Here is a 12,577-nt window from a genome sequence, read left to right as displayed (position 1 = left end):
GGTTTGCGAATGTCAGAACGAATGCCAGCGGCGCAGCTCCGAAGAGGGCTACTTGTCGCCACCATCCTCTTCGGATTCTTTGGGCTGCTGAACCTTGGGCTCTACGTGCGGCAATCCATTGGGGCTGAAGTGCCAAGCTTGGCTTGGAGCCTGGGAACGGGCATTGGCTTCGGAGCCGCCTTGGCGTTGCTGTACGCGAGAGCGAACATGACAGGGGGCGACAAAGCACCGCGACGCGTGACCACCATCATTGCTGTCGCAGCATTTGTCACGACCTCACTCGCCATTTCCGTATGTCTGATGATCATCGGGGCGCACGGAGCAACCGCTTAGGGGTAAATGCGCGAAAGGCGCATGTGAAGCAAGGACCCTGCTGCCGGCAGGGTCCTTGCTTTCGTAATGCGGCCCCAAAGCTTAGGAATCATTGATTTCCATCGCCTTTGCGCCTACGAGTGGGGCGGGGTCGTCTCTCAAGAGCTATCGTCGGCCTTGTCCGCGGACGTCGACGATTAGATCGGTGCCAGGGCCCCCTTATGTCGCCGGAGGCGACTCGAACGGCGCTCCGGGATGAGGAGCGACGCGGACCATTCGTACCCCTGCAAAGGCCCGGCTCACCATCGCCGAACGAAGAAGGATGCCTGCGCATGCAGCCTGTGACAGTACTTGATGCTCTTGAGAATGCTCTCGGCGACCGCATTCGAGACGGTTCCCTCGCCAAGTTGACCATTGCTGAGCTTGACGACGTGGGCGACGTCCTTACGGAATTTTGGAACGCCCAGCCCGACCTGGACGGAACGCCAGTGGATGGGGTTCCGCGTCCGTCGCTTATTGGAGGGTGGATAGGTCCGTTCTGGAGTGAACAGATGCTCCGACGTGATCTCAGCGATGCACTGTTGTACTACCCGCGCCTCCTGGTCATAGACCCGCTCGCGGACTTTTTCTCGGACGGCCGTGGCCTGCCTCCCCTGTGGCGAACCCGTTACCGCCGCCGCGACGGCCAGTCGGACATTGTGGAGACCGGACCGGGGATGTGGCGTGACCAAGACACCTATGAGCGACTCCGTACCGACGAAGGAAGCGCTGCAGAACGCTTTGCATCCATCGTCGCCAACGTGTACTCACTCGAGAGCCCCATCCGCGCAGGCATCGTCGTTTTACGAAGTCAGTGGCCAACCATTCGTGAGACCGCTCAGCAACTAGCAACTGCGGTTCGACTGGACACCAGAAATGCCAATCTCCAGGCATTCCTCGACGTCGCCAACCAAAGTGAGCTGCATATCTGGGACAACATCCGCGGAATGCAGATCACGACGGATCGCCCCGTCGTCCGAGCAGACGCACCCATGCAGTTTGCCCCTCCCTTGTACTACCTGGCGAAAACCATCGCCCTCGCGAACGCGGGAGGTGCCCAGTACGTGCCCGTGAATGACGCGTCGCTTGGCCTGTTGCGAGCCAAGTACAACGAGGCGTTCAGGCTGCATCCCGCGGCCATGCTTCGCGAGGTCAGTCGAGTCGCTGTCCCCACTTCCGACCTCCCCATTTCCGAGGCGGTGGCTATGCGCGCGTCATCGGAAGACTTCGAGGAGTGGCGGCTGCAACTACAGCGCCTGCAGCGTGAGTCGGCAGGCGATGATCCGGCTACCCTCCACGATCGAGTGCAGGAGACCCTGCTTGCAAAGGTTCACAATGTGGAGCGATCACTTGACCGGTCTCGGATGCGCTCGTCCTTCCGGCCCGCCGGAGGAGACTTCATAATCGACGGACTCGTTGGCGTTGGTACCGCAGCCGCCACGGCGACGCAGACAGAGATGGCTACGGCGCTTCTTGCCGGTGCGGCTGGAGCCGCGGGCGGCGCCATGCTGCGATGGCTCTCGAAACAGTACGCGCCGTCGGGTCCCTCGGGTGCTGAGGCGGTACTCGCGACGTTAATCCGTGCCGGACGGTAGCGGGAGTCCGGAGTGATTTGACCCGGGCGTTGGTTGCTGGCTCCCACGGTGCAAGCCGCTGCGGCAGCGCCTGAAGTCGATGTGCTCGGTGTCCAAGGTGTGCCAAAGCGACACGCTTGCCTGTGCCGACAGCTGCTCATGCGTGGGCATAAATCCCGTTCCTACAGCGATCGACGGGTGTCGCTAACTAGCCGCCACGGAAAGAGCCCTGAGAACCCCTGTACTTACGGGGATTCCGGGGCTCTTTTCTTTGCCGACGGAGAACAGCGGTAACAGGAACGCGGTGAGACGTTGTGGGCAACCGCAGGTTGCCCACATGGCGACCAGGCGCGTAAGCCTCACGCGCTGTCGCTCCAAACCCCTGATGAGCACGTTGCCAAGCTCGAAACCGGTGACGACCCCTCGACTATGCGGTTCGAGCAAATCATCGACGAGGACTTCGCTGAACCGCCAGCAACAGGCGCAGTGGCCGGCGTGCCATGGAGGGGACGCCGCGCGGCAGCAGCATAGCGTAGGGGTCGTTCGGCACGGGGGACCTAGCGTTCTGCGACAGTGCAGGAGCAAGATCTTTCGGAACCGCGTGTAGGCCCCTTCGCGATTCGAGTGCTGGAGTTTGGCCGCCAGACAAAGTTCACGACGGAGATGATTGTTCCCGCGTCGAGGACGCTTTTGAATCTCATTGACAGAATCCCCGAGAAGAAAACCGCAGGCATATTCGACCTCAGCCGCCCGGAGCTAACGGTAGGACGGGTAGTCCTTCGCCTTCTTCGCAAGGTTGACAACGAAGCCGATCGGGAAGCCTTGGTCGCCGAGATTCTGACAGGTATCGAAACATACTCCTCTCAGCTCGACTTCATCCACATCATGGGCCACCGCGAAGGCTCCGGCCTCAAGCTCGTCAGCGAGGCGTTCGCCCAGCACCTACAGGACGAGTTCGTAAGCCGGCTTCAGGGAACGCCGCCAGCAGAACCCGAACGCGAATGGGATGCGTGGCGCATCTACGACGCCGTGCGGGACTCAACCGACGAGGCGCCTCTCAGCGCCGCAATGGACCCGGTCCTAATCCGGTCAGTTCTACGATCGGCGAAATCGACGGCCCGGTCGCAGTCGATGAGCTCACGAAAGGTCAAGACGGAAGACCGTCTCGTCTGGGACGTCGTAGTGGGGCTGTTCGGCTCTGAAAACGCGGTGAAGGAGGCCTTGGTCAGCGTCCGGAAGGAGCTCGGCAACGACGACGTCCTGGACCTCGCAGACAAGTATCTCGGAGGTTGGCGCCCCGAGCGGTTCTGAGTCAAAATGTTGGGCTTCGGTACATCTCACAGAGGTAGCGCGTGTGTAAAACCACGTACCGATACCCAGACGCCTAACTGGACTTACGATCTCTAAACAGAGGTCAGGGGACAGAAACGGCAGAATCGCATCCACTGAAGCGTGCCAAGGTTCGAGCAAGAAACACCCCTGGTCATAGGTGTTTTTTTGCATACTGTTTATGCTGGAATAACGAACCTTCTGAGTGATAACACTGTCGTCGCGAAGAAAAAACGCCTCACCGACGCGGTAGCGACAGGCATGGCGGAGAACTACACAAGCTACGCCCTCGCTGCTGCAGCACGAGTCCGCCGTCGAGCGATAACAACCTCGACGATCCCCTCGATTGCCCAGAGGAGCGCGGCCCCCGCAAGTCCGATTAGCGCGCCAGCCATGAACAGGAACGCCTGCGAGCTGTTCTCACGATCGGCCAAGGTGCCTGAGACGCGATACTCACTCGGTGCGTTGACCCCCCGAATGTCCGCAAACGACCAGGCGAGGACCCCCGCCGCCGGGATCTGCGGAGCGGACGCGGTGACGGTGAGGTCGGACGAAACTTCAGTCATTTCGACTTGGAGCGTCGTGTCGTGCAGGACGGGGCGCATCAGCTCGCCATTGACGTTTTCTTCTATAGTCGATGTCGTCACGCCAGGCAAAGCGTAGACAACTCTTTCACCAGCCGTAGTGGCCAACGCGAGGTCCGATGTGCCGTACAGCGCAACTTGCCAGGTGTCGCTAGAAACCCTCACGAAGTCGCACTCGGTTCGGTACCCGAGTCGGGTATCGAACTCGAGTACATCCGGCTCTACTGGCGCTGTTGTCGGAGTCTCGCTCGTGTTGACTTGCTCGAGTACAAGACCCTCGCGGATCGCGCCACAGAAGAAGACGCCGACCGATGTCTGGCTGGCCTCCGCCTCCGCCTCCGAGGACGGCAACACGCTCACGATCAGTTTGAAGTGCGCCTTCGAGTCCAGCACGCCGCTGAACGACGCATGCACCTGCACGGTCCCGTCCGGATACTGGGGCATCACTACACCGATTCGGCCAGGATCAGGGGCGGTAGGCGAGGCGGGTAGAGCCACCACAACGAGCCCGATGCTCGCGGCCGTGAACAAGCACGCGAGGATACCTCCGACCCATACGAACGCCCAACGTCGACTCGTCGCGACACCGGCGTCAATCTCTTGGTCACGGGCAAAAGCATCGACTGACGCGCGTAGGGCCCGCACGTCTGCTCCGACCGCCTCCACGGCGCGCTTTCTCATTCGACGAGACCCGAACACTTGAAGCTTCCCTCCCGGGCCGTGGCACGACCTCGGCTATTGCCGCGCAGGATTCCTGAGCCCACGGTGCGCCATTTGTGATCCCATCATGCCGGTGACATAGATACGGGCAACACACGAGGGACTGCTACAGGTCCAGTTGACTCTTGCGAGTTCTCGGCGCCCAGATCGCCGTGCCGCCACCTCCGAGTGGTCTGAAGCGACATTTTGAACCAGTTTGGGTTTTTGGACGGTAATCAGAGTGGCGTCCGATAGGCGGAAGTTCATCGGGACACGTTCTCGAGATGCTCTTGGTCGCCTGAGGCCAAGGAGCGTCTGGCCTACGGATTCGTGTATGCCTGTCTCGCAAAATTGCCTGGTCATGGGGGTTTAAACGCTTCATTCGTCGGATGCTCGTCGGATCCGCCCGCGTCTCGACTTCGGGACAAGATCTCGCAGCACAGCGTGACGGTCTTGCAGCACTGGGTGTTGACGATCAACACGTGCATGTTGACCACGGGTTGTCGGGCACGACTCGAGCCCGGCCGGGACTCCGGGAGGCACTGGCAGCCTGCCGCGCAGGCGACGTGCTCGTCGTCACCAAGCTCGACCGGTTCGCCCCCTCACTGCGCGACGCCACCGACATCGCGGACGAGCTGACGAAAAAGGGCGTAGCCCTGAACCTCGGGGAGCGGTCTACGACCCCACCGACCCTGGTACTCGCAATCGCTGCAGAGCGCGTGGCTGATCGTAAGCGATAAGGGCGCGAAGGAGATTCGTGATGCTGCGGGCGCGTTCTTGGACGAAAACGACAAGCTGCTCGTCGTTGAGCTGACTAGCGTTGCTGCATGGCGCGGGCTGCGTAGGGCAACGAGCGACTGGTTTCACAAGAACCTTTGACCGACGGTGGGTGGTACGGCTCACACGCAGGGGCCGTGCCGCGGTCCTCGGTTTCACCTCATTCAGTTGAACGACCACGCCAGCCGGGTTTGAGGAACATGTGTACGCGGTGACGCTCGTGAGGAGCGTTCAAGTTAGCGCGTTGAGATAATCGAGATTATGAGTCGAGGTGGACTCTGAGCAGACGTGAGCGTGAGCGTGAGCGGTGAGGGGCCTTGATGTGGTCCACTGCTGCTCCGCCCGCAACAGCGAGGCTGTCAGTGATTTTCCTGCGATCCCGGCTGCGAGCTTGTCGAGGCGGCGGATGGTGGCGGTCAGCTAGCAGTTGACGTTCTCGATGTGGACGCCGTAGATGACACCGGTTAAGAGTGACGCCTAGGGGTTGAGATCTACAGCCCGAAGAAGTCGCGAAAGGTGATTCCAACAGTGATGTCCGACTGCGTGCGAGCAGACCTGAACTGCTCCCACTTTCTCTGTCCCCTAGCGCACCAGCCCGGCCACCGCGGCCGTCACCCGCGCCGTCATCGAGGCCGGCCTCGCCGTCTGCCGCTCGTGCGCCGGCGGGTGCGCTCAGCACGCCCCGACATGGACGACCACAGCTGCATCGGCGCTTGCACCGCTCTGCTCGCCCCCCTCTGACACCGAGTCGGTGGGCTGACGGGCGGTGAGGCATCGTCAGGAAGTCTGGGAGCATGGCGTCATCATGCAGAAGCTCATCGCCGCACTCGCACCGCTCACTCTCGTCTCCGCTCTGGCGCTCGCCGGCTGCAGCAGCCCCGCACCCTTGGACGCAGGCGAGACAGGGCAAGCGAGCGGCTCGTCTGCGACGAGCGCCGCCTCCGCCGAGGCCACACCCGAAGCGGCTCCGGTGCCGGACCTGACCGGGTCGTGGAAGCAGACCAACTCGGGCAGCGAAGACGCGTACCAAGCGGCGACCATCACAGGCGACACCATCTCGATCAACTGGGTCAGCGACGGTGGCGACACCGAGTCGATCTACTGGGTCGGCACCTTTACGCCTCCCACCGACGACGCGTCGCCTTACACGTGGTCCTCGGCCCGAGACGCTGCCGCGACTGACTCGGCCATGCTCGCCTCGACCGACGACACGAAGGAGTTCACCGTCGACGGCGGCGAGCTCAGCTACAAAGCCAGCTTGATGGGCACCACGACGACCGTCCGTCTCGAAAAGCAGTAAGCGCGCCGACGCAAGCCTCCTGCCGGGCGGGCAGCGGAGGCCGTCAGGGCGAGCCGCACCGCGTCCTCGCAGGTCCGCCGGCGCAACTCAGCTGCAGGTGTAGGTGACTCCGTCGACGACGTGGGTGCCCGGGCCGAGGTCCCCGCAGGTCTCGAGGAGGGTCGTGGCCCCGACGATGGCCGCGACGATGAACGCGAGGGTGAGCAGCAGCACCACGATCGAGATGATGATGCCGGCCAGCGAGAGGCCTCGGGGCTGACCGGCTCGGCCGAGGCGGCGGAACGAGATCGTGCTGATGATGAGGCCGGCGATCGCCAAGAAGCCGAAGAACGACAGCACGAAACCGGCGATCTCGAACCCCCGCGACGGACGCTGGGCCGCCCCTCCCTCAGGCCCGGCCCCGGGCGCCTGCGGCACGCCGCCGTACTGCTGGCCCCCGTCCTGCGGCCCGCCGTACTGCTGCCCCTGCTGCCCGTCGTGGTCGTGTCCGTCAGTCATCTCGGTCCCCGTCGTCGAGTGGTGCTGGTGTCACGACCCTATCGAGGTACTGAGCGAGCGTCACGACCACGGCGACTTCGCGACCCCCCCAGGCCCCGCCGAACCTGGCCCCGACAGGGCCTGGTTGCTCCGAACCGCCGACCGTAGGGTCGAAGCCATGGACAACCGAGCCGAGGTCCGCGACTTCCTCGCCACCCGCCGCGCACGCCTCTCGCCCGAACAGGCCGGCGTCGTCAGCGCCGGCGGCCAGCGACGCGTCCCCGGACTCCGCCGCGACGAGGTCGCCCGCCTCGCCGGCGTCAGCGTCGACTACTACACCCGTCTCGAACGCGGCAACCTCGGAGGCGTCTCCGACAGCGTCCTCGACGCCATCGCCCACGCCCTCGGCCTGGACCAGGCCGAGACCGACCACCTCTACGACCTCGCCCGCGCCTCCGTCCCCTCCCGCCGCAAGCCCCCGGTCACCAGCGGACAGAAGATCGCCCAGTCCCCGGTGCAACACATGCTCGACGCCATGACCGGCGCCGTCGCCATGGTCACCAACACCCGCATGGACCTCGTCGCGGCCAACGCCCTCGGCTTCGCCCTGTACTCCGACATGTACCGCAGCACCCTGCGCCCCGCCAACCACTCGCGCTACATCTTCCTCGACCCCGGCGCCCACGACTTCTACCCCGACTGGGAGCGCGCGGCCGCCGTCAACGTCGCCATCCTCCGACGCGACGCTGGCCGCAACCCCCACGACCCCGGCATCACCGCCCTCGTCGGCGAACTGTCCATCCGCAGCGACGAGTTCCGCGCCCGCTGGGCCGCCCACGACGTCCGCCGCCACTACACCGGCGCCAAGGAGTTCCGGCACCCGGTCGTGGGCCTGCTCGAGCTGGACTTCCAGGTGATGGAACTCCAGGACACCCCCGGGCACTCGCTCACCGTCTACACGGCCGTCCCGGGCTCCGCGTCCGACGAAGGGCTGCGCCTCCTCGCCACGTGGGCGGCGACCGAGGACGTCGTCGAACGCGCCCGGTCCGCCGACCCGGTCGCCTGACCCGCGCCTCCTTCTTCCTCCCGCACCACTGGGCTCACCCCCAGGAGGCGCCTCCCCGCGCCCGAAAGGACCTCACCATGTCGACAGCGCCCGTCCCCACCCGCGCTCACCGCGCCTCCCTCGCCGCAGGGCCCGCCGAACGGCTGCCGGTGTTCTCGCTCGTCGTCCTGGCGACGATGGGGTTCATCCTCGTCGCGATGGAGACGATGCCGGCCGGCCTGCTGCCCGTCATCGCGGACGGCCTCGACACGAGCGAGGGCGCCGTGGGACTGCTCATCAGCGCCTACGCACTCGGCACCGTGGTCGCGACCGTGCCGGCCATCACGCTCACCCGGGGGATGCGTCGCAAGCCGCTCCTCCTGCTCGCGATCACCGGCCTGGTCGTCGCGAACACGGTGACGGCGCTCTCTCCCGTCATCGCCCTCGCCCTCGTGTCGCGGTTCGCGGCCGGTGCGTTCTCGGGCGTGATCTGGGGCATGCTCGCGGCCTACGGACGCCGGATCAGCCCGCCCGACCGTGCCGGACTGTCGCTCGCGCTCGTCTCGGCGGGTGCGCCCGTCGGGTTCGCGTTCGGGACGCCGCTGGGCTCGTGGCTCGGGACGGCCTTCGACTGGCGGTGGTCGTTCGGCGGGCTGACCCTGCTCGGGGTCGTCGTCTTCGCGCTCGTGGCGAGCATCGTCCCGGACGCGGCACCGGCACCGGCGGGGGCACGGCTCTCGCTCGGGCGGGTGTTCCGCATCCCGGGGATCGCCGTGATCCTGGCCGTCATCGCCGCGTGGATGCTCGCCCACAACACGATCTACACCTACGTCTCGCCGTACCTGCGGGCCGGTGGGTCGGGGCTCGGCGTCGACGTCACGCTGCTGATCTACGGCATCGCCTCGATCGGCGGGATCGTCGTCACCGGGGCGCTGCTCGACCGGCACCCGCGGGCGCTGCTGCACGGCAGCGTCGCGCTGTTCGTCGTCGCCGGGGTGATCCTGCTCGTCGGGCACGCCTCGGTGCCGGTGGTGGTCGTCGCCGCGGTGCTCTGGGGCGTCACGTTCGGCGGCGCGTCGGCCCAGCTGCAGGCCGCGCTCACCACCGTCGGCGGCGACAACGCCGACGTCGCGAACGCCTTCCTGCCGGTGGCGTTCAACGTGGCGATCTTCTTCGCGGGGATCGTCGGCGCCGCCCTGCTGACCGTGGCGGACGGGCTCGTGCTGCCCGTGGTGATGATCGGGTTCGGGGTCGTGGCGTTCTCGCTGACGGTGTACGGGCGGCGCAACGCGTTCCCGGCCGGGCTGTGATCGGCCGGTCTCGGCGTCCCAGCCGAAGGATCACCCCGCGGTGCGACGCCTCACCCCTCCCGCAGCACCTTCGCCATCGGGCGGCCGCGTGCGACCTCATCCACGAGCTTGTCGAGACGGCGGATGTTCGCGGTCAGCTCGTCGTCGAGGGCCTCGATGCGGACGCCGCAGATGACGCCCGTCACGAGCGAGGCCCGGGGGTTGAGGTCGGCGGCCGCGAAGAAGTCGCGGAACGTGGTGCCGTCGGCGACGTGCTGGTCGATCTCTCCCTGGTCGTAACCGGTCAGCCAGGTCACGACCTGGTCGACCTCGGCCTTCGTGTGGCCCTTGCGCTCGACCTTGGCCACGTACAGGGGATAGACCCTGGCGAACGGCATGTCGTCCAAGCGGCTCATGCCGGAATCGTACGCGGACCGGTCGACCGACACTGCGCCTCCTCGGCCGACCTAGGGTGAAGGCGTGCCCTACGAACCGGACGGGACCGCAGCCGCGGCCGACGACACCTCGCCCTTCGCGCATCGGCTCGCCGACCGCTTCCTCGACGACTACGTGCCCGGCCTCACGCTGGAGCACGGCTCGTACCGCGTCACGGCGGACGAGATCGTCGACTTCGGCCGCCGGTTCGATCCGCACGACATGCACGTCGACGCCGAACGGGCCGAGGCGACGCCCCTCGGCGGACTCGTGGCCAGCGGCTGGCACACCACCGCCATGATGATGCGCCTGATGGTGGCGTCCTACCTCAACCAGGGCGCCAGCGTCGCGTCGCCCGGCGTCGACGAGTTGCGCTGGTCGGCTCCCGTCCGCCCCGGCGACGTGCTCCGCGCCCGGTTCACCGTCGTCGACGCCCGCCCCTCGGCCTCCCGTCCCGACCGGGGAGTGGTCCGCACCCGCATCGAACTCATCGACCAGCACGACCGGACCGTGATGACGCAGGCCATGACGAACCTGATCCTGGTCCGCCCCGCCGCCGGCTGACCCGGCCTGCAACCAGCTGACCCCGGCCGGCGACCAGCTGGCCCCGGCCTGCCCGCGACAGAGCCCGGGTCACCCGGCCCGGATCACCCGGCCCGGGTCTCCGGACGCCTGACGCCGGCTGCCTCGAGGGCTCCCAGGTAGCTCGTGAGCGCGTCGCGGTTGTGGGTGAGGAACTCGATCTTCTCGGTCATCCGGTCGCGCTCGGTCTCGAGCAGCTCGACGAGCCCCGGTTCGGCGTTCTCGACGACGATCGTCTGTGGCTGGCCGAGGCAGGGCAGGATGTCCGTCACGATGCGCGTGGGGATGCCCGCGTCGATCAGGCCGCGGATCTTGCCCACCCGGTCGACGAGGCGCTCGTCGTAGTCGCGGTAGCCGTTCGCCAGTCGGGTCGGGGTGATGAGGCCTTGCTCTTCGTAGTAGCGGAGCATCCGCGACGGGACGCCCGTCCTCGTCGACAGCTCACCGATGCGCACGAGTCCTCCTCCGACTTGACCTTCACACTAATGGCAACGTTCATGCTGGAGGCATGTCTGACGTACGAGAAGAAGAACGAGCACACCTGACGATCGGGATCATCGGGGCCGGCTCCATCGGTTCCACCATCGCCCGCCGCCTCGCCCGCCACGGGCACGACGTCGCCATCGCGAACTCGCGCGGCCCCGAGACGATCGACGAGGCGGCCCTCCGCACCGGCGCCCGCGCCGTGGACGCCGCCGAGGTCGCCCGGGGCGTCGACGTCCTGATCGTCTCGGTGCCGATGAACCGCAACGCCGACATCGCCGAGCACGTCCGCTCGGCCCCCGAGGGCGCGGTCGTCGTCGACACGTCGAACTACTACCCGATGCGTGACGGCTCGATGCACGACTTCGAGCAGGGCGTCCCCGAGAGCGTCTGGCTGTCCGAGCTGTTCGGACGCCCGATCGCCAAGGCGTGGAACGCGATCATCTCGCAGTCGTTCGACGCGAAGGCCACCGAGCCCGGCGACCCCGCCCGCGTCGCCATCCCCGTGGCCGCCGACCGCGACGCCGACCGCGCCGTGGCCATGCAGCTCGTCGAGCAGACCGGGTTCGACGCCGTCGACGCCGGGGCCCTCGCCGAGTCGTGGCGCCAGCAGCCCGGCTCGCCCGTCTACTGCACCGACCGCACGCGTACCGAGATGCCCGGGTGGCTCGCCGCCGCCGAGAAGGGGCGCGTCCCGCAGCGCCGTGACCTCGCGATGGAGGTCATCGGCGGCTACGTCGAGGCCGGCGGCACCGTCGACGGGCCGTTCCTCGTGGCGATCAACCGCGCCTGCTACAGCTGACGCGACCGAGCGCAGGAGGCGCGGTGCCGGTCGGGCCGGCACCGCGCCTCCTCGACGTCACCGGTCAGCGCGCGGCGAGCTGCGGGTAGAGCGCCTCGAGCGGCGCCGACAGGCCGGCCTTCACCTGGCGCGAGGTCTCGTCGGCGAGGACCTCGTGCTCGCCGGCCTCGAGGGCGTCGAGCACGTCGGCGACCAGGGTCGCCGGGTCGGTCTTCGGGTCCGTGACGCCCGCGGCCATCGCGGTGTCGACGTAGCCCACGTGCACGCCGACGACCTGCACGCCCGCGGGCTGCAGCTCGAGGCGCAGCGAGTTCGTGGCCGACCACAGCGCGGCCTTCGTCGCCGAGTAGATGCCCGCGACGGCGAACCACGACAGCGCCGAGTGGATGTCGACGATGGCCGTGCCGCCGCCGTGCGCCGAGAGGAGCGGCGCGTAGGCCCGGGCGAGGAACAGCGGCCCGAGGAAGTTGGTCTCGACGTTGGCGCGGATCTCGTCGTCGGTGTGGCTGAGGATGCCGGGCGTGGGGGTGCTCGCACCGGCGTTGTTGACCAGCACGGTGACGTCGGGCGCCGCCTCGACGACGGCGGCGATCGAGGCCGGGTCGGTCACGTCGAGGGTGAGGGGCACGACGCGCTCGTCGTCCCAGGTGCGCGGGGTGCGGGCCGTGGCGTAGACCTTCGCGGCGCCGCGGGCGAGGGCGGCCTCGACGAAACGGGTGCCGATGCCCCCGTTCGCTCCGGTGACGAGGACGACGGAGCCGGTGATGTCGGTCATGGGTGTTCCTTCCGGGGTGGTGCGAGGATGAGGCGGCTCGAGACCGAGTCGCCATAGGTGACTCATGTCATAATT

General features: G+C 66.7%; 12 protein-coding genes and 2 pseudogenes. 9 read left to right on the top strand and 5 right to left on the bottom strand.

Annotated elements, in window-relative coordinates; all coding sequences use genetic code 11:
- Positions 1 to 9: 9 nt before the first annotated feature.
- The 3 genes from ASL10_RS16460 to ASL10_RS02480 all read left to right on the top strand — a co-directional run bounded on the left by ASL10_RS16460 (position 10) and on the right by ASL10_RS02480 (position 3,236).
- Complete coding sequence (locus tag ASL10_RS16460) at positions 10 to 333, top strand: hypothetical protein (RefSeq protein ID WP_157485192.1); 324 nt, start codon at positions 10 to 12, stop codon at positions 331 to 333.
- Between the two features lie 311 nt (positions 334 to 644).
- A complete protein-coding gene (locus tag ASL10_RS15830; RefSeq protein ID WP_157485191.1) occupies positions 645 to 1,946 on the top strand; it encodes a hypothetical protein in 1,302 nt (433 codons plus the stop codon).
- Positions 1,947 to 2,498: 552 nt separating this feature from the next.
- On the top strand, positions 2,499 to 3,236 hold the full coding sequence (locus ASL10_RS02480) for a hypothetical protein (RefSeq protein WP_157485190.1): 738 nt from the start codon (positions 2,499 to 2,501) through the stop codon (positions 3,234 to 3,236).
- Positions 3,237 to 3,535: 299 nt separating this feature from the next.
- On the opposite strand, the gene ASL10_RS02475 is transcribed toward ASL10_RS02480, so the two are convergent.
- A complete protein-coding gene (locus ASL10_RS02475) occupies positions 3,536 to 4,369 on the bottom strand; it encodes a hypothetical protein (protein ID WP_157485189.1) in 834 nt (277 codons plus the stop codon).
- A gap of 557 nt (positions 4,370 to 4,926) precedes the next feature.
- Here ASL10_RS02475 and ASL10_RS15430 point away from each other — a divergent pair.
- Positions 4,927 to 5,231 (top strand): annotated as a pseudogene (locus tag ASL10_RS15430) (recombinase family protein); the annotation flags it as partial.
- An 888-nt stretch (positions 5,232 to 6,119) separates the two neighbouring features.
- A complete protein-coding gene (locus ASL10_RS02470; RefSeq protein ID WP_056044012.1) occupies positions 6,120 to 6,614 on the top strand; it encodes a hypothetical protein in 495 nt (164 codons plus the stop codon).
- An 87-nt stretch (positions 6,615 to 6,701) separates the two neighbouring features.
- Here the strand turns inward: ASL10_RS02470 and ASL10_RS02465 are convergent, their stop codons facing one another.
- Entirely contained in the window at positions 6,702 to 7,112 is a 411-nt protein-coding gene (locus ASL10_RS02465; protein ID WP_056044009.1) for a hypothetical protein, read from the bottom strand.
- 157 nt (positions 7,113 to 7,269) lie between these two features.
- On the opposite strand from ASL10_RS02465, the gene ASL10_RS02460 reads away from it, so the two are divergent.
- Positions 7,270 to 8,157 (top strand): helix-turn-helix transcriptional regulator, encoded by an 888-nt coding sequence (locus ASL10_RS02460; protein ID WP_056044007.1) that lies wholly within the window; start codon positions 7,270 to 7,272, stop codon positions 8,155 to 8,157.
- 77 nt (positions 8,158 to 8,234) lie between these two features.
- Entirely contained in the window at positions 8,235 to 9,446 is a 1,212-nt protein-coding gene (locus ASL10_RS02455; protein ID WP_056044567.1) for an MFS transporter, read from the top strand.
- 50 nt (positions 9,447 to 9,496) lie between these two features.
- Here ASL10_RS02455 and ASL10_RS02450 read toward each other — a convergent pair whose 3' ends face one another.
- The gene (locus ASL10_RS02450) at positions 9,497 to 9,841 is read right to left on the bottom strand and encodes a DUF2200 domain-containing protein (RefSeq protein ID WP_056044565.1); all 345 of its coding nucleotides are present in this window, start codon (positions 9,839 to 9,841) and stop codon (positions 9,497 to 9,499) included.
- A gap of 64 nt (positions 9,842 to 9,905) precedes the next feature.
- Between ASL10_RS02450 and ASL10_RS02445 the strand changes: the two genes are divergently transcribed.
- A complete protein-coding gene (locus ASL10_RS02445; RefSeq protein WP_056044005.1) occupies positions 9,906 to 10,424 on the top strand; it encodes a MaoC family dehydratase in 519 nt (172 codons plus the stop codon).
- A gap of 83 nt (positions 10,425 to 10,507) precedes the next feature.
- On the opposite strand, the gene ASL10_RS02440 is transcribed toward ASL10_RS02445, so the two are convergent.
- Positions 10,508 to 10,897: a MerR family transcriptional regulator gene (locus ASL10_RS02440; RefSeq protein ID WP_056044002.1), complete on the bottom strand. Its 390-nt coding sequence runs from the start codon at positions 10,895 to 10,897 to the stop codon at positions 10,508 to 10,510.
- 47 nt (positions 10,898 to 10,944) lie between these two features.
- Between ASL10_RS02440 and ASL10_RS02435 the strand changes: the two are divergent.
- Positions 10,945 to 11,727: pseudogene (locus ASL10_RS02435) on the top strand (NADPH-dependent F420 reductase); the annotation flags it as partial.
- A 64-nt stretch (positions 11,728 to 11,791) separates the two neighbouring features.
- On the opposite strand, the gene ASL10_RS02430 reads toward ASL10_RS02435, so the two are convergent.
- A complete protein-coding gene (locus ASL10_RS02430; RefSeq protein ID WP_056043999.1) occupies positions 11,792 to 12,502 on the bottom strand; it encodes an SDR family oxidoreductase in 711 nt (236 codons plus the stop codon).
- Between the last annotated feature and the right edge of the window lie 75 nt (positions 12,503 to 12,577).

The organism is Frigoribacterium sp. Leaf8 (genome assembly GCF_001421165.1).
Classification (GTDB): Bacteria; Actinomycetota; Actinomycetes; order Actinomycetales; family Microbacteriaceae; genus Frigoribacterium.
This window is presented reverse-complemented; position numbering and strand designations above follow the sequence as displayed.

Bases quoted from the DNA above. Each gene is read 5' to 3' on its own strand.
- ASL10_RS02465 (WP_056044009.1), bottom strand. From the start codon at position 7,112: ATGACTGACGGACACGACCACGACGGGCAGCAGGGGCAGCAGTACGGC.
- ASL10_RS15830 (WP_157485191.1), top strand. From the start codon at position 645: ATGCAGCCTGTGACAGTACTTGATGCTCTTGAGAATGCTCTCGGCGAC.
- ASL10_RS02450 (WP_056044565.1), bottom strand. From the start codon at position 9,841: ATGAGCCGCTTGGACGACATGCCGTTCGCCAGGGTCTATCCCCTGTAC.
- ASL10_RS02430 (WP_056043999.1), bottom strand. From the start codon at position 12,502: ATGACCGACATCACCGGCTCCGTCGTCCTCGTCACCGGAGCGAACGGG.
- ASL10_RS02470 (WP_056044012.1), top strand. From the start codon at position 6,120: ATGCAGAAGCTCATCGCCGCACTCGCACCGCTCACTCTCGTCTCCGCT.
- ASL10_RS02460 (WP_056044007.1), top strand. From the start codon at position 7,270: ATGGACAACCGAGCCGAGGTCCGCGACTTCCTCGCCACCCGCCGCGCA.
- ASL10_RS02455 (WP_056044567.1), top strand. From the start codon at position 8,235: ATGTCGACAGCGCCCGTCCCCACCCGCGCTCACCGCGCCTCCCTCGCC.
- ASL10_RS16460 (WP_157485192.1), top strand. From the start codon at position 10: ATGTCAGAACGAATGCCAGCGGCGCAGCTCCGAAGAGGGCTACTTGTC.